Origin of the sequence: Exobacillus caeni (assembly GCF_005747095.1) — a bacterium.
Lineage (GTDB): Bacteria > Bacillota > Bacilli > Bacillales > Guptibacillaceae > Exobacillus > Exobacillus caeni.
The window spans coordinates 15,465-31,360 of record NZ_SWLG01000010.1 but is presented as its reverse complement, the minus strand read 5'-3'; the positions used below and the strand labels follow the sequence as shown (position 1 = coordinate 31,360).

The following is a 15,896-nucleotide window of genomic DNA, read 5'->3' as shown; positions in this document are numbered from 1 at the left end:
TTCCATTAAGGTACTTGAGCCAGTTGATTCACTCTTTATTTTGTTGGCTATGTTAAAGGTTATTGTTGATAAATTGACTTCTGGGAACGAACGTTCTATAATCGGTTTATCTATATAGGGATTGGTGATAACCGTGAGAGCAATTGATATTCTTAAAGTGATTGAAAAACTTAATCCAGCGGAGAAACATCGACTAAGGGAATATTTAATTGATGCTCTCACCGCATCATCATCGACAGGAACGGTTCTGCAAGAAATATCAGAACGGAAAAATAAGGGGGGTTATCATTGCCCTGATTGTGAATCAGAGCATATTGTTCGGTTTGGTAGTTACTCAACTATTGTTGATGGCAATGAAGTTTTAAAACAACGTTATCGCTGTAAAGCTTGCAAAAGGACATTTACCGACCTTACCAATACTGCTTTATATCGAACCCGCCGCCTTAGCCAATGGATTAAATTTGTTGAGTGTATGATTGAAGGATACTCCCTGCGTAAGTCCGCTAAATTAGTCGGCAATATCTCTCACGTCACCTTATTCTATTGGAGGCACAAGCTCTTAACTGCGTTAAAACAAATTGAAATATCGAATTTCGAAGGTATCGTTAAATGGACGAAACCTATTTCCTATACTCAGAAAAAGGACAAAGAAAGATCGAAGATAGAAAGCCACGTAAACGTGGTGGAACCGCAAAAAAACGCGGGATAAGCAATGAGCAAGTATGTGTTCTAGTTGCGAGGGATCGAGCCAAAATGACTTTTTCGCAGACATTAGGTATGGGTAGGTTGACAAAAGAGCAATTAGAAAAAGCTATCGGGCATAAACTTTCACCTGAAAATGTATTGTGCACCGATTCTTGGCGTGCCTTTAAAACCTATGCTGCTGAAAAAGGGATGAGTATTTATCAGTTCAAGTCTGATGGAAAGATACGCACAAAAGGTCTATATCATATCCAGAACGTCAACAATTACCACCGCAGGCTCAAAGGGTGGATACAGCGATTTAACGGAGTAGCAACTAAATATTTGAACAATTACCTCGCTTGGTTTCAAGTATTAGAAAGCATTCACCACCAGAGAAATCAAGTCACTATAAACGATTTAATTATCAGAGGAAATTCAATACAGAATATGGAAACCTATGATACACTTAGATTATCCAGGTTCACGACATAAGCAATTTTTCTTGTTCCACTAACGGGCAGTTTAGTTGAAGAAATGAAACTAAATATGCCTTTTGTCGTCTGTTTAAGTGAGAGTGGTATATGAAAAAGGGGTGCTAGAATGAGTGAAGCTAAAATAGTTGTGAGTTCTCTAACCACTATGATCGACCAACCTATTGATGTGTACGTTACTGGTTTAGAACCAAACCAAAAGATTACATTACGTGCGAAGCGAATAGCTGAAGGAATGAAAGCTGTTCATCTTGAATCTACTGCTAAGTTTATTGCTGATACTAACGGTGTAGTGGACCTCAATTCCCAGAAACCTGTTGAAGGTTCCTATGATTGTATTGATAAAATGGGATTATTTTGGTCATTAGATATTACTAAAGTAGAAGAGTTAAAAGGAAAAAAGGATTCCACTGCTGGTCAAGTTTTAGCCCCTCAAGAACTTACAATAACGCTAGACGTTGAGGGGAAGCCAATAGATGAAATCACTTTAACTAGGCAATGGATATCTCCTTTATACAACAGGCAGCCTGTAAGAAATAATGGTTTAGTAGGTACGTTTTTTGCTCGTAAAGATAAAAAGAGTCAGCCAGCTATAATTGTATTGGGAGGTTCTGAAGGAGGATTAAACGAGTATCCTGCTGCGGTGTTAGCTTCACACGGTTTTTCCGTTTTAGCCCTAGCTTATTTTGGGATAGAACATCTCCCTAAACGCCTAGAAAGTATTCCTTTAGAATATGTTGAAAAAGCGATTGATTGGTTGATAGAACGTCCAGAAGTAAATAAAGAGTGGATAGGAATACACGGTACTTCTAGGGGAAGTGAACTGGCATTATTATCAGCTAGTCAATTCCCAGAAATTAAAGCGGTTACATCTCTTAATGGCTCTGCTGTAGCATTAAGTGGTATCGTTCCCTGGTCGGATGCAGAAAAACTTCCTCCTGCCTGGACGTTTAACGGAAAGCCAATACCTTATGCTTCCCCAAAAAACCCTGTGAGTATAGCTCTTGAATGTCGAGAGTTGTGGCAAAAAAGGCAGGGTAATCCTTATGGGAAATGGTATGCTGCACTTACTTCTGATCCTGAAGTAGTGGAACAGGCAACAATTCCTGTTGAAAAAATAAATGGACCAGTTTTATTTATTTCAGGTGAGGAAGATGGTGCAAACACGGTTGGTTTATCCCAAAAAGGGATAGACAGGTTGAAAAAACATAACGTAAATATAGAATATAATCATCTTGTTTACCCAGGTGCAGGGCATTCAATTGGTATCCCTTATTTACGTGCAAATACCTATAATCAAGGAAATAAACAGGACACAGCTAGGGCTAGTGTAGACTCCTGGGGAAAAACAATAAGACATTTTAAGCAAAGTGTAGAAAATCCACGGTAATTCTGCTGAGTGGAGGGAAAAATGGAAAAACAATTATCTAGATTAAGTTCCGTTAAACTTTATGTGAAACAATACACTTAAAGTAACGGGTGCGTTAGTTGAAGAAGCCTAATATACCAGAACGGAACTTCCGTAAATTGGAAGTTCCTATTTTGTATCCTTAAATCAACACTAAACTTTAACATAGCCATTTTGTTAATAAAAAAGCGCCAGCCACATATCAAATTAAGCCGGTGACAGACGTGTTTTTCCCTACCTTCATAATGCACATCTATGCTTCGGCTTCTCTTAAGTTTCAAAGCTAAAATCATCACTTTTCCGTTTTATGGTATTTATATCAATGATTACCTCTGTTATACTATTGGTAGAAAAATGGAAAATATTTAAAGGGGAGTTTTTAGATGAACAAGTTTGCCAGGGCACTAGGTGTATCTGTATTAGCTGCAAGTATTCTTTCCGCTTGTGGTGCAGAAAACAGCACGATGAGTAGTTCAAACCAGAGTAACAATGAGAATGAATCACAAGAAGTAAAGAATGACACAAGTGCTAAAGAAGAAGATACAAATGAACAGAAAGAAGCTGAAGCGAATATTGAAGTAACTTCAGAAACTTTCGGATCATGGGAAGACAGTATAGGGAGTATTTATGCTAGTTATTCTGCAGAAGTAACAAATACTGGAGATAAGCCTGCTGAAATTGGTGATATTCAGGTTAACCTTGAAGGAGACGACGGATCTATTATCGGTACGATTCCCATGGTAATGGCTACTCCGGATATCATTATGCCAGGTGAAACTGCTTATCTTGGAGAAACGACTCTATTAGAGGGCGCTTCTTCAGCTGATGAAATCAAAACAGCAAATTCTAATATTGATTTTAGCTCTACTGATGAAGAACCTATGATGTTAGAAACAGATAAGGTTAAGTTAAAAGAAGGTGATGTGGAATACGGCACACCTTATATTGTCACCGGAACTGTAATAAACCCAAACGAAGAAAAAGCAGATGATATTCGTATTGCGGCAGGTCTGTATGATGAAAACGGAAAGTTCCTGGGGGCTCTAAACGGTTCCATTCAAGTTAGTTTAAATCCGGATGGGAAAGCAGGGTTTGAATTAAGTTACCCTGAACTTCCAAAAGACATCGCAGGAAAAGCAACAGAAGTAAAGGTTAAAGCATATAATTGGTCCTTTTAAAACGAGTGGGGCTTCGGCTTCTCTCTTTTTTCATTCTGTTTCTTTTACGGGAATGTTATTGTCCTGATATTTTTATCGCAAATAAATATAGGCTCTTAAACGCCGATAATTTTAACCTTTTCGGTCTTGTTAATCTAGTATTACCAAAAAAGAAAGGAAGGTAGTACATGAAAAAAACAGCTTACACTCTTTTGATATTATTACTTACTTTTCTAGCAGCTTGTTCATCTAATGAACAAAGCTCTACTAGTTCTGCTAACAATGAAGAAAGTGAGACTCAAAGTGAGGAAACATCCAAAACTGATCCCGAAGAAAGTAATGACGAAGGAGAAAGCGTCGAAGTTGACAAAAACCTACTTAGCGTTGAAGTAAAACTACCAGCTTCAATGTTTGAAGGCGAAAGCCCAGAGGACATTATTGCAGGTGCTAAAGAAGAGGGAGTAAAGGTTACACAGAATGATGATGGTTCTTACACTTATAAGATGTCTAAGTCAAAGCATAAAGAAATGATGAAAGAATTAAGTACAAACATTGATCAAACCGTTGATGAAATGAAAACAAGCGACGACTACGCTTCCATTAAGGATATTACTCACAACGATGACTATTCAGAATTTACAATGGTTGTTGAAAAAGAAACCTACAAAAACAGTATGGATGGATTTGCAACTATGGGTCTTGGGATGTCGGGGATGATGTATCAACTATTTGACGGAGCCAAGCCTGAAGAGTATTCTGTAAAGATTTCATTAAAAGATGAAGCAAGTGGAGAAGTTTTCGATGAAATTGTATATCCAGATGCAATGGAAGACAATGAGTAATAAAAAAATACCAGGAACCCAATGTGGACAACTGTCCATAACGGGTGCCTGGCACCATAGCCATCAAGTTAATACAATTTATTACCCCCTAAATTTTTCAATTAGGGGGTATACCTTTCTATAGGATTTCCTTTACATTCTTTTAGAAAGGGTGACGATGATGAAGAAACGAGCCTTCCGTGATGAGTTCGACTTCGTTTCTGAGACCTTAAAAGAAATCTTTTCGCCTGCCCATCTGAACCAATTCGCTAGAGAAACCAATTTTGTTCAAAGAGAAGGAAAAGTCGATGCGAAAGACTTTGTCGCCTTGTGTGTCTTTGTTTCCCAAAAAATTGGGAAGGACTCATTAAATGAGTTGTGTGGAACACTCGACGCGCATCGAAATACCAGTTTGAGTGCAGAAGGGCTTAACCAGAGGTTTAATCCAGCTGCCGTGAAATTCTTGAAGAAGGTATTTTCTGAATGCCTCACCAAAAATGTATTAGAATCCTCCGGATTCTCCCATACTTTTGATCAGTTCTTTAACCGTATTCGAATCCTTGATTCTACTGCTTTTGGGATGCCTTCTGACTATTCTGATCAGTATAAAAGCCCGACAGGTACCGGGGTGAAGATACAGCTTGAATATGAATTAATCAGAGGAGATTTTTTACATCTTTTGGTTCAACAGGGCATTGCTTCTGACCAAAAGACAGGACAACGTTTGGGAGACACCATCAAACCAAAGGATTTGTGTATACGGGATTTAGGCTACTTCTCCTACGATGCCCTGGAGGAAATCGACGATGGAGATGCTTACTATTTAACCCGGCTGAAACCTTCTGCGGCTATCTATGTAGTAGAAAAAATAGATTCTGCCTCTGATAGGAGATACAAACGCCTTTATTTAGAAGAAGTGATGGAAAAGATGGAACCGACTGAAACCAAGGAGTTCGAAGAGGTGTTTATCGGTGGGACGGCCAAACTGCCAACCAGGCTGGTCGTCTATAAGCATACAGAGGAACAGACGGGGAAGCGACTGGCTGCCAGAAATCGAAAGGAAAAAAAGAAGGGCGTGAAATATTCACGCCGCATCAAAAAGCTCTCAGCTATTACTACTTACATTACCAACATACCCTCCACTTATGTTTCTAAACATGAGATCCACTCCCTTTATTCCATTCGCTGGCAGATCGAGATTCTTTTTAAGACCTGGAAATCCCTATTCTCCCTTGATAAGGTGAAAAAAATGAAGCAGGAACGTTTTGAATGCCACTTGTATGGCACCCTGCTTTCCCTACTTGTATCTTCCATGATTACCTTTAAATTGCGGAACCTTCTTTATCGAAAAAACAAGAAAGAGGCCAGTGAATTTAAAGCCATGGGAATCGCGAAAAAATACCTCGTTAAAATCCAGGAAGCACTCCTGGATAAGAAGATTTTGCTTTCCGAAGTCATTAAAAAGATTTATAAAATGATGGAGAAAAATGGTCGTAAGTCCCAACGTTTCAAGAAGAAAACCGTGTTTGACATACTAGGAGTTTCTGAAGGAAGGGAGATGGAAAAAGCAGGATAAAATGCTTGATGAGAAATTTAAAAAACGTCAATACCGTTAGGTTTATTTAGTGATGCCATTTTTAAAGAGAACGACCTAAAAAAGAAACGGGAGCTCAAAATGGATATAGAGCTCCCTAAGCTTGATGGCTATGGTGCCTGGCACCATTACCAGTTCGGTTGAAAAGAATTTTTTGAGCATGCTTATTTTCATAAATTTTTAGCTATGTTGAGTGCTGTACTGCGCAATATTAATTTATATTTTTAACAGAACAAGAGTAAAGATAAATGAAATTCCGCACTTTGCAAAATAGGTTAAGTTCTTATCTGCTCCTCATAACTGGAATCATCAATTGGTATGTCTGATCACGAATATCTTCATACCTTGCTAGTTTTTCTCCAATGGGTTGAAAGCCATAATTGCGTAACACTTGCATGTAGTTAAAACATTGAAATTCGTTAGAACTTTTAACTTCCAGCGATGCGAAAAGAGAAGGTTGGGTTGTTTCAACATAAAAATCTATTTCTTCACTTATGGAAGGAATCTGTTCTTCATTAATGCAAAAACCTACTTCTCCGGAAATTATCATGCTACTTGCTTCCAGTGTTTTTATATAAACACCCGGATAAATGGTCATTCCTAATCTCTCAGTACGAATTCGATCCTTTTCAATGTATCCAGCAAATGGATGGTTTTTTCGCTTAACATTATGTTTAAACCAAATAAAAGTGGCCGGTTTCTCCCATTTAATTAGATGTAACCCGCCTGATATAGTCGGATTCACTCCACCTAAGTATTGTTTAGCGATTTGAAGCAAAGATATTTTTGCGTCAACATCTTCCCTCCACTTTTTTATCCATTCATTTTTGTCTTTTTCTTCTGCATCCAAAAATTCTCGGATATCTTGAATTGATAGTCCAGCCTGTCTTAAAGAGTGAATCATAAGAGCATTTGGTATTTGTTCCTCCAAGTATAATCTATAACCGTTGTCTTGTCTTTGAGCCGGTACTAACAATTTCTTACCCTCATAATATCGTAGTTTGCTTGGAGGCAAGCCAGTTTTTGCAGAGAAATCCTTAATCGTCATGGGCATTCTTACTACCTCCTATTACATTTGATAGGTCCAAACATTTAGGCGATTTCCATCCAAGTCAAAAAAGTGAAACCCTGCCCAACTATCTGGATTCCCAGCTATTTCTGATGTCTCAATTCCTGCCCTTTTTAAGTCTTCGTGTAGTTTTACAAATTTCTCCTTTGGTCTTACATCAAAATAAACACGTGCAGAGGGGTTTGATTTATCTGAGAAAGCATCATCTGACAAAGTTTCCAGTAAAATAGGGATAGGAATTATGTTCTCTTCCTCTCCCCACCCCCATGAAGAACCAGGAGCGTGGATTAATGCTGATTTTGACTCAGAGTATCGTTCAGCCAATTGGAAACCAAGTTGGTTATTGTACCACTCTAAAGAATCATCAAGATTTTTAACTCCTATTCGTGTACAGACAGCAGTTCCAAAATCAATTAACCTAGCATTTGGATATATTCCGTCTAATTGAGAATTGTGTACTGCAGTCAGTCTTGCCCCGCCAAATGCATAAATATCAAATGTCTTGGTTCCGTCAGGAAGTTCATCAATAGAGGACACCTCAATGTTGTTTTTCCTAAAATAGGACAAAGTGTGTTCTAAGTCTGCAACATCGAATGTGAGGCGAACATTGCCTTCAGGAGCTTGCAATTCTTGAAAATGCTCAAAATCTGATTCAAAGGACTTTAATGTGACCTGTGCATGACAAGTCTTAATAGGCAGACGGAAAAACGCTTTCTTACCAACAGGTGTAATAAACTGGTCAATAAACGTCCATCCCATATGTCTCTGATACCATTTTACCGCCTCTTCAAATTGATCCCATTTGACCATGATAAAACCGCCGTCCCAACCTAATAAAGATTTCATATTTCCTTTTACTTTCATTAGATATTCCCACCTTTATTTTTAATATATTATTATCATAAAGGTTGAAGTAAGTTAAAGGTCAAGTGAAATTCAGAATCTTTTTATATTGTAGTACAAATATCTTTATGAGGTAATTTATATCCACTTAATTGAAAAAGTGATTCTGCGGAGTATCTGTCTACTATGTATCATTGGTCCCCAAAAATAAAAAGCAAAGATATCTCAGCTTCCTCTATACTTATATCGAGCTTAAGGACTGGGTAAATTTTAAGCAAAGAAAATTATTAGGGATTCGATGGGTTACGTGAGCTACCCTCTTTATTTTGCTTAAGATAAATGAATAAAAAAGCACCTGCCACTTGCCGATTCCGACAAGTAACAGGCACTTTCCTCAATCTATCTAATTAAGATCAAACCGATCCGCATTCATCACCTTAACCCAGACAGCTACAAAATCGTTCACAAACTTCTCTTTGTTATCATCCTGGGCATACACTTCTGCAATCGCACGCAGGACGGAGTTTGAGCCGAATACGAGGTCGACTCTTGTTGCTGTCCGTACTACTTCACCTGTCTTGCGGTCACGTCCTTCGTAAACGCCTCCGTCTACAGGTTTCCATTCTACTCCCATATCAAGAAGGTTAACAAAAAAGTCGTTCGAAAGTGTTCCTACGTTATCAGTGAACACACCGTGCTTCGTGCCGCCGAAGTTCGTACCGAGCACTCTCATACCGCCGATAAGGACAGTCATTTCTGGTGCGGTAAGACCCAGCAGCTGTGCTTTGTCTACAAGAAGTTCTTCCGGGCTGACACTGTACTGTTTCTTCTGGTAGTTTCGGAAACCATCAGCAGCAGGCTCGAGTACTTCGAAGCTTTCTGCATCTGTTTGTTCCTGTGTTGCATCACCGCGCCCTGGAGCGAAAGGAACTGTTACGTCAACACCTGCATCCTGTGCAGTTTTTTCCACTGCAGCACTGCCGCCAAGGACGATCAGGTCAGCGATGCTAACTTTTTTACCGAGGTTATCTTCCAGATGATTCTGGATGTTTTCCAGTACACTCAGCACTTTTTCAAGTTGTTCCGGCTGGTTTACTTCCCAGTCTTTTTGTGGAGCGAGACGGATGCGGGCGCCGTTCGCTCCCCCGCGATTGTCTGAACCACGGAATGTACTCGCTGATGCCCAGGCCGTTGTGACCAGCTCGTTGATCGTAAGTCCGGAGTCGAGGATCAATACTTTGATCTTTTCAACTTCTTCTTCTGTTAATTCATAATCAACAGCTGGTACAGGATCCTGCCAGACCAATTCTTCTGTTGGAACTTCCGGACCTAAATATCTTGAAACAGGACCCATGTCACGGTGCAACAGTTTGAACCATGCGCGGGCAAATGCATCTGCGAATTCCTCCGGGTTCTCATGGAAACGGCGGGAAATCTTTTCGTATGCTGGATCCAAACGCATCGCCATGTCTGCCGTCGTCATCATCGTCGGTACACGAACAGATGGGTCTTCTGCATCTGGAGCAAGATGGTTCTCGGCAACATCTACCGGTTTCCACTGGTGTGCTCCTGCAGGGCTTTTCGTAAGCTCCCATTCATATCCGAACAATAGATCAAAATAACCGTTATCCCACTGTGTCGGATTGGCAGTCCACGCACCTTCAATACCACTCGTGATCGTGTCACGGCCTTTTCCGCTGCCATGTGTGCTTAGCCAGCCAAGTCCCTGCGCTTCAATCGGGCCAGCTTCTGGTTCCGCACCGACAAGCGCAGCATCTCCTGCACCGTGTGCCTTGCCAAATGTATGCCCACCGGCTGTCAGTGCAACGGTTTCTTCATCGTTCATTCCCATACGAGCAAAGGTTTCGCGGATATCACGGGCACTTGCGAGCGGATCTGGCTTGCCGTCCGGACCTTCCGGATTAACATAGATAAGGCCCATCTGAACAGCAGCAAGCGGATTCTCAAGCTCACGGTCGCCTGAGTAGCGGCTGTTACCAAGCATCGCCGTTTCCGTACCCCAGTAGATGTCTTCCTCTGGATGCCAGATGTCGGCACGACCGCCGCCAAAACCAATTGTCTTTCCACCCATCGATTCGATCGCAACATTACCTGTTAGAAGAATTAAGTCAGCCCAGGAAATCTTGTTTCCGTACTTTTGCTTGATCGGCCAGAGTAGACGGCGCGCTTTATCCAGGTTGCCGTTGTCAGCCCAGCTGTTTAGTGGAGCAAAACGCTGGTTGCCGGTTCCACCGCCGCCACGGCCGTCACCTGTACGGTATGTACCGGCAGCATGCCATGCCATCCGGATAAAGAACGGGCCATAATGGCCATAATCAGCCGGCCACCAATCCTTGCTGTCTGTCATAAGATCGTGCAGATCCTTTTTAAGAGCTTGATAGTCTAGCTTTTGAAATTCTTCTGCATAATCAAAGTCTTCTCCAAGAGGATTCGTTTTTTTGTCATGCTGGTGGAGTATGTTTAAGTTCAGCTGGTTTGGCCACCAGTCTCTGTTCGTCGTAGCACTTTTTTGGTTACTGGTAACAGCACCGTGATGAAACGGGCATCCTCCAGCGTTCGCTTTGTTTTTAGTGTCCATATTTGTATCCCCTCTCTATATAATGAAGTTTTTATTAGGAGCTAAGGTTAAGTATAAATAAATGATATCACTTATCAATTGAAAGTCAATATTTATTTATAATAATTATTAATAAATAACCGTTAGCATAAACTGCATATAAAGTCGGCCAGCATCGCCACATCAATTAAAGCTTATGATGGAGAAGACAAGATTATTAATCGCAAAAAAAGTGCCAGCCACTTGCCGAGTAATCCGACAGGTGATTGGCACTTAAGCAACTGTAACAACGATCGTCATCAAAAATAGGAAAGTAATATAATTGACTGAATAAAGAAAGTTCCAACGAGCCCATTTAAGATCATCATTCATAAAGAATCCCCTTACAGCCAATAGCAACCAGATGATATTCAATAAAGTGATTGTGATAACAAAAGTTGGACCGAGCTGCATTAACGTGAAGGATAACGGGAGTAATAAAGCGATATAGACCATCATGTGGCGCCTGGTCTTTGAGATTCCGTGTACAACCGGAAGCATCTTTACTCCGGCTTCCTCGTATTCTTTTAAGTACTTTATTTCGATCGCGTACGTGTGCGGCATTTGCCAGATGAACAGGATGACAGATAGCATGACCGGAACCGTGTGTAAATCAGGTTCGATGGCTGACCATCCGATTAACGGTGTGACCGCACCAGATACACTTCCGATCACAGTGTTCAGTGTATACCTTCGCTTTGACCACATCGTATACAGAACAACATACGTAAACCATCCTATGAAAGCAAATATTACTGCTTCGAACGTTGTGAAAAGTAGAAAGAAGAAGCCAAGAAGGCTGAGACCGATCCCCGTCATCAATACGGTGTTCAATGAGAACCTCCCCGTCACCGTCGGCCGTTTTTTCGTCCTGGACATTTTGGCGTCAATATCAGCGTCGAACCAGTTATTGATGATAAGCGCACCAGCTATGACCAGTGTACTGCCAATAAGCGTAACCAGGAACACATCCCAGTAAGCGGTGAAAGAAATATTTGTTAAATACAGGGCTAACCAGAGTCCAGTAAAAACAGGCAAAATATTTGATACTAAAACAAGACCTTTAGTAAGTCTTTTTATATCAATGAGGAATCTCGAGATATTACGCTGATTGGAGAGTTCCGCTTTTACTACTTCCTTTTCAGAAAGTACGAGATCTTTATTCATTAAAGTTACTCCTTTCCAATAAATTCGGAAACAAGAAATGCGCATCAGTTATATTGTGGATGGCCGAGATACAAATCAAAGAGTTCTGGACAAGCTTTATATTTTACCTATAGCAAACGCTGTACATCTTCCCCACTCATTCACATCTCTTCTTATTCCCATGTTAATGGGGACGAAAAAATGATGTTGTGATATACATCACTTATTTTTAGAACCTAAAAAGGAGTGCCTGTCCCATTGTCGGTTCAACAAGGGACAGGCACTCACCTATTATTTCCATTTATGATTTTTTGGTTATTTAGATCTTCCCTTAGTTCGGCTTTACTCTTCTGGATGAAGAAATACCAGGATCTTACCCTCTTCAACATCATCAGAGTAGCGAACTGCTTCCTCATCGTGGATTCCCATTTCGCTTAGCGTATGCACTAATCCGGCGGCACCAGATTTTGCACCGAGGGCCGCTCCTCCGAGCGTTGTAATAATAGGCCCTGCAGCTAACACGGCGCCAAATCCGGGTATCACCATAGCTGATAAGCCTGCTATCAGCCCTCCCATGCCGATCGCACCGCCAGCAGCAGCTCCGGTAACGGCTCCTGCCTTTTTCGAAGACGTAACTTCCTCCGCGATATCTGATAGTTCTCTTGGATCTTTAGCGATAACTGAGATTTCTTCCGTGCTATATCCTTTTTTATTTAAATCTTCAACAGCTTCAGCTGCTTGTTGTTCGTTGTCATATACTCCTATAACATGATCCTTCATGTAAAATACCTCCTGTTCTCTTCCACTTTAGATTCTTTACCCGAAGAATAGTTATTTTAGGCATAAAGAAGTGCCAGTTTCTTGTCAAAATCGACAATTGACTGGCACTTAACGTTAATAAACTTCCTTCTCAAAAACCGCTCCATCACTATAAACTACTTTTACAGCCAAACGCATATCCTCGGATTTCTTCTCTTCATCGAGGTGGAAAGATCGTATGCTATCATCGGGTGGAAGGTTTTCCGTTTCAGCCTTCATCTTCTTTTCTTCTTTGAGCTTTTCATTGTCATAAATTAATAGATAAGCTTCTTCGATAACATGAGATGTTGGATCAGGACCATGATTAACCAAAGAGGCGCTAAAAGTTTTGTCATGTATGTTGATGTCTGTCTGTATGATGCCATAATAGTTCGTTCCATAGTATCCCAGATGTTCAGTATGGACCTCCCCGCTCTTTACCGTGTCATCAGTGGTTACGGTTACATAGTAGTTGAGGCTTTTTTGCCGGTTTTCTTTATCCATTCTTTCATCTATCTCTTGTTTGCTCTCTTCTTTAGTATTAGATCCCGTAATCGATAAACCTACTTCCCACTGGGGCTCTAACGAAATCTCAAGCGGGAAGTTCACCTGATACAGCCCTTTCTCTATTTCATCTGGCGAGAGAGATGTCCATTCCTTATTGTCTCCGATGGCATAATGGAAAATGACTTCGGAATTGCTGTCGAGCTCCTTCACTCGCCACTTAAAAGCAGCTTCCATTTGGTCCTTAGCCGACTCCTTTGGTCTAAAATCCGTATGTACAAAACTGATCAGACTCTGTTCCTCTTTAAAATCATTCAATATGGCCTGCACCTGATTGGTTTGATCGTTTACGTTATTTATAATGTTATGTTGATTGCTTGAGAGAGAACTGATCGTGCTCTCAAGTTCGCCAAGCCTGGACGATAAGTTGAAATTGATTATTAAACTAACGATTAACGCGATCGGAACGAAAAGCTTGAAAAATGTCATGTATTTTTCGCTATCCATTTTTCCCCCTCCAGATTCAGAAGACTGGTAATTTGTTAAACTACCGGTTTACATTTATTGTAACATTTTCCAGAAGGGATGATTGCTTAATTTATTCGACATGGAATTTAGAAAAGTGAAACAGAGGGACATGTTTATTGCCCCTCTGTTTCTGAATTACTCTCTTTCTATTATTATATCGGATGGCTTGTTAATTTTATAAGATTCAGGTGTTGCGATGTTCTCTGTTATTGTAGCTGTATTCGCATAATAATAAAGTGGATTTGTCTGGTAAAGTTTATTGTCAAAGATGATACCTGTAATCTTTGTTATTTCCGTTAAAGGCACTTGAAATTTTTCAAGTTCTTCAAAGTTTTCCATTAGGCGGTATTCATCCGTATGAAATATACTGAATTGGTTTCTCTGTTTCCAATAATCATCTTGTAAAATAACAAAGGCTGCAGAGCGCAATTTATTATCTTTCCCGATGTAAAAAACGACTTTCCAAAAGCCCGCTGGAATCTTAAAGTTACACCCTAAAGATTTGTTGTACCCACAGTATTCGCGGTCTGCGTCTGTATAAATAGGGCCAGTGAAAACAGACAACTTTTTATTTTTTGTTCCAGTTTCGCTAATAATCCACCTTTCTAACTTGCCCCAGTCCGTCATATGGAACTTATGATGCTGGGGAGCGATATTCGCCCAGGAAAACGAATCATATTCTGCATCCCTTGCTTCTATATCATCTCCCCAGCATACATCATGCCTGGTTACTAAATGGCCTCTATCCTAGAGATCATGTTCCCCTCTATACAAATCGTTTCCAACCTGGTTGCTGACTCCAATACGTTGGTCAAAATGCCAGCAGTCCTTACATCTTTTCACATTATTGTGGTTGTTTAGGTCAATGTTGTGTGCACAATAAAGAGCTAATTTTCGTTGTTCATTCATCACGATAGAAAAATGGGTATAAGGAAAGATCTCACCACCGTTTAAAGCTGTTTCTCCGGTACGATCGTTTAAAACGGGAAAGGGTATTGAATAATCATTTTCCAAAAATGAAGGGTCAAATCCTCGATTCTTAGTCATTTTATCCTCCCTATTTTTATAAACATATTGTTCTTGCTCCATCGCTTCATCACCGACATTAGCTCTTCACCAGGAATCAAAACAGAAGGAAATGTTGAGGACCACTAAGTTTATACTTATTCTGATATTTTAAATTTGGACTTTCTCTCTTTTCTCAATAACTAAATCTTTAATAGAAGTATCTGCTGTACAAATGCTCTTATAAGCTTTGGAAGCAAGGTCAAAAAACTCCTCATCCAGTTTAGAGTATGTATCATACCTTTTCTTCAAGTCTTCCGCCTCTGAAGCTTTCCGGCTCAGGCCATATAGTTTAGGCCATAGCAAGAGTTCATCTTTTTTTACAAAGATCGTAAGGAAATCTCTGTTGCGGCTTCGATCTAATGCATGATCTGCCCAGAGAGAAAACCGGTTCTTCGCTTTTGCTTTATGTATCTTGTACTCCATTCCGTTCACGGAAAGTCTGGTCAGCAAAAAACAGGCAAGCTGCTGGATGTTATCATCAAAGGATCTAAAATGATTTGAGGTCAAGAATTCTCTTGTTGTCATATAATCGTTCACTGAGACTACCTCCAATTTTATTTCTATGTAATTCAACTTTAGTAAAACGTTTTCCTTTTAACCTACTAAATTCATTCGGCACTTCCCGGCCCAATTTGTCTACATTAAGAAAGAGGGATGCCCCAGGGACACCCTCTTGTTTTCCTTTAGCCGGTAGTCAGCTTCTCACATTCACTCATCAAGTCCTCGTACACCTGTTTATCACTCGGATTAAAACCAACGTTCTTATAAACGATTTCTCCTTTTTTATTTACTAAAAAAGCAGAGCGAATCGCAACTTCATCTTTTTCATTAAAAACATTGTATTTCTTCACCGTTTCCTTGTGCCAGTCTGATAACAAAGGATATGGAAGTGTTCCGAGGCTTGCTTCGAATACGTTATGCGAAAAAATGTGATCAACGCCGATCGCCAGAATTTCGGTATCGGTGTTCTTAACTTTCTCGTAGTCCCCTTTCCAAGAGGTGAGTTCCGTTATTCAGCCAGGGGTGAAATTGAGCGGATAAAAAGCGATGAGTACATTCTTCTTCCCTTCATAATCCGATAACGAAATCTTCTCTTTCCTTGTAGAAGACAGTTCGAAATCGGGAGCTTTATCGCCGATGTTAAGGGCCATTTCACTTCCTCCCTTCC

General features: G+C 40.3%; 12 protein-coding genes and 2 pseudogenes. 5 read left to right on the top strand and 9 right to left on the bottom strand.

The window, feature by feature from the left end; genetic code table 11:
• Positions 1-133 precede the first annotated feature (133 nt).
• The 5 genes and pseudogenes from FCL54_RS14700 to FCL54_RS14680 all read left to right on the top strand — a co-directional run bounded on the left by FCL54_RS14700 (position 134) and on the right by FCL54_RS14680 (position 6,137).
• A pseudogene (locus tag FCL54_RS14700) lies at positions 134-1,176 on the top strand (IS1595 family transposase).
• A 108-nt stretch (positions 1,177-1,284) separates the two neighbouring features.
• Positions 1,285-2,565 (top strand): acyl-CoA thioesterase/bile acid-CoA:amino acid N-acyltransferase family protein, encoded by a 1,281-nt coding sequence (locus FCL54_RS14695; protein WP_138127498.1) that lies wholly within the window; start codon positions 1,285-1,287, stop codon positions 2,563-2,565.
• Positions 2,566-2,966: 401 nt separating this feature from the next.
• The gene (locus FCL54_RS14690; RefSeq protein WP_138127497.1) at positions 2,967-3,761 is read left to right on the top strand and encodes an FxLYD domain-containing protein; all 795 of its coding nucleotides are present in this window, start codon (positions 2,967-2,969) and stop codon (positions 3,759-3,761) included.
• Between the two features lie 167 nt (positions 3,762-3,928).
• Complete coding sequence (locus tag FCL54_RS14685) at positions 3,929-4,582, top strand: hypothetical protein (RefSeq protein WP_138127496.1); 654 nt, start codon at positions 3,929-3,931, stop codon at positions 4,580-4,582.
• 160 nt (positions 4,583-4,742) lie between these two features.
• Positions 4,743-6,137 (top strand): IS4 family transposase, encoded by a 1,395-nt coding sequence (locus FCL54_RS14680; protein ID WP_171016859.1) that lies wholly within the window; start codon positions 4,743-4,745, stop codon positions 6,135-6,137.
• Positions 6,138-6,438: 301 nt separating this feature from the next.
• On the opposite strand, the gene FCL54_RS14675 is transcribed toward FCL54_RS14680, so the two are convergent.
• The 9 genes and pseudogenes from FCL54_RS14675 to FCL54_RS14630 all read right to left on the bottom strand — a co-directional run bounded on the left by FCL54_RS14675 (position 6,439) and on the right by FCL54_RS14630 (position 15,879).
• Positions 6,439-7,209 carry a helix-turn-helix domain-containing protein gene (locus FCL54_RS14675; protein WP_138127494.1) on the bottom strand — a complete coding sequence of 257 codons (771 nt, stop codon included), beginning with the start codon at positions 7,207-7,209 and terminating at the stop codon, positions 6,439-6,441.
• Positions 7,210-7,224: 15 nt separating this feature from the next.
• Entirely contained in the window at positions 7,225-8,088 is an 864-nt protein-coding gene (locus FCL54_RS14670; RefSeq protein ID WP_246055281.1) for a VOC family protein, read from the bottom strand.
• Between the two features lie 382 nt (positions 8,089-8,470).
• Positions 8,471-10,666 (bottom strand): catalase/peroxidase HPI, encoded by a 2,196-nt coding sequence (gene katG / locus FCL54_RS14665; protein ID WP_138127493.1) that lies wholly within the window; start codon positions 10,664-10,666, stop codon positions 8,471-8,473.
• Positions 10,667-10,918: 252 nt separating this feature from the next.
• Positions 10,919-11,851 (bottom strand): heme o synthase, encoded by a 933-nt coding sequence (gene cyoE, locus FCL54_RS14660; protein ID WP_138127492.1) that lies wholly within the window; start codon positions 11,849-11,851, stop codon positions 10,919-10,921.
• Positions 11,852-12,172: 321 nt separating this feature from the next.
• Complete coding sequence (locus tag FCL54_RS14655) at positions 12,173-12,610, bottom strand: YflT domain-containing protein (protein WP_138127491.1); 438 nt, start codon at positions 12,608-12,610, stop codon at positions 12,173-12,175.
• Positions 12,611-12,724: 114 nt separating this feature from the next.
• On the bottom strand, positions 12,725-13,639 hold the full coding sequence (locus FCL54_RS14650) for a hypothetical protein (protein WP_138127490.1): 915 nt from the start codon (positions 13,637-13,639) through the stop codon (positions 12,725-12,727).
• Between the two features lie 156 nt (positions 13,640-13,795).
• Positions 13,796-14,707, bottom strand: a pseudogene (locus FCL54_RS14645) (DNA/RNA non-specific endonuclease).
• A gap of 129 nt (positions 14,708-14,836) precedes the next feature.
• Complete coding sequence (locus FCL54_RS14635; RefSeq protein ID WP_138127487.1) at positions 14,837-15,265, bottom strand: hypothetical protein; 429 nt, start codon at positions 15,263-15,265, stop codon at positions 14,837-14,839.
• A gap of 146 nt (positions 15,266-15,411) precedes the next feature.
• On the bottom strand, positions 15,412-15,879 hold the full coding sequence (locus FCL54_RS14630) for a redoxin domain-containing protein (RefSeq protein ID WP_246055279.1): 468 nt from the start codon (positions 15,877-15,879) through the stop codon (positions 15,412-15,414).
• Positions 15,880-15,896: the final 17 nt, after the last annotated feature.

Coding starts and splice junctions, on each gene's coding strand:
- FCL54_RS14695 (WP_138127498.1), top strand. CDS start 1,285: ATGAGTGAAGCTAAAATAGTTGTGAGTTCTCTAACCACTATGATCGAC.
- FCL54_RS14655 (WP_138127491.1), bottom strand. CDS start 12,610: ATGAAGGATCATGTTATAGGAGTATATGACAACGAACAACAAGCAGCT.
- cyoE (WP_138127492.1), bottom strand. CDS start 11,851: ATGAATAAAGATCTCGTACTTTCTGAAAAGGAAGTAGTAAAAGCGGAA.
- FCL54_RS14670 (WP_246055281.1), bottom strand. CDS start 8,088: ATGAAAGTAAAAGGAAATATGAAATCTTTATTAGGTTGGGACGGCGGT.
- FCL54_RS14690 (WP_138127497.1), top strand. CDS start 2,967: ATGAACAAGTTTGCCAGGGCACTAGGTGTATCTGTATTAGCTGCAAGT.
- FCL54_RS14675 (WP_138127494.1), bottom strand. CDS start 7,209: ATGCCCATGACGATTAAGGATTTCTCTGCAAAAACTGGCTTGCCTCCA.
- FCL54_RS14650 (WP_138127490.1), bottom strand. CDS start 13,639: ATGGATAGCGAAAAATACATGACATTTTTCAAGCTTTTCGTTCCGATC.
- FCL54_RS14685 (WP_138127496.1), top strand. CDS start 3,929: ATGAAAAAAACAGCTTACACTCTTTTGATATTATTACTTACTTTTCTA.
- katG (WP_138127493.1), bottom strand. CDS start 10,666: ATGGACACTAAAAACAAAGCGAACGCTGGAGGATGCCCGTTTCATCAC.
- FCL54_RS14680 (WP_171016859.1), top strand. CDS start 4,743: ATGAAGAAACGAGCCTTCCGTGATGAGTTCGACTTCGTTTCTGAGACC.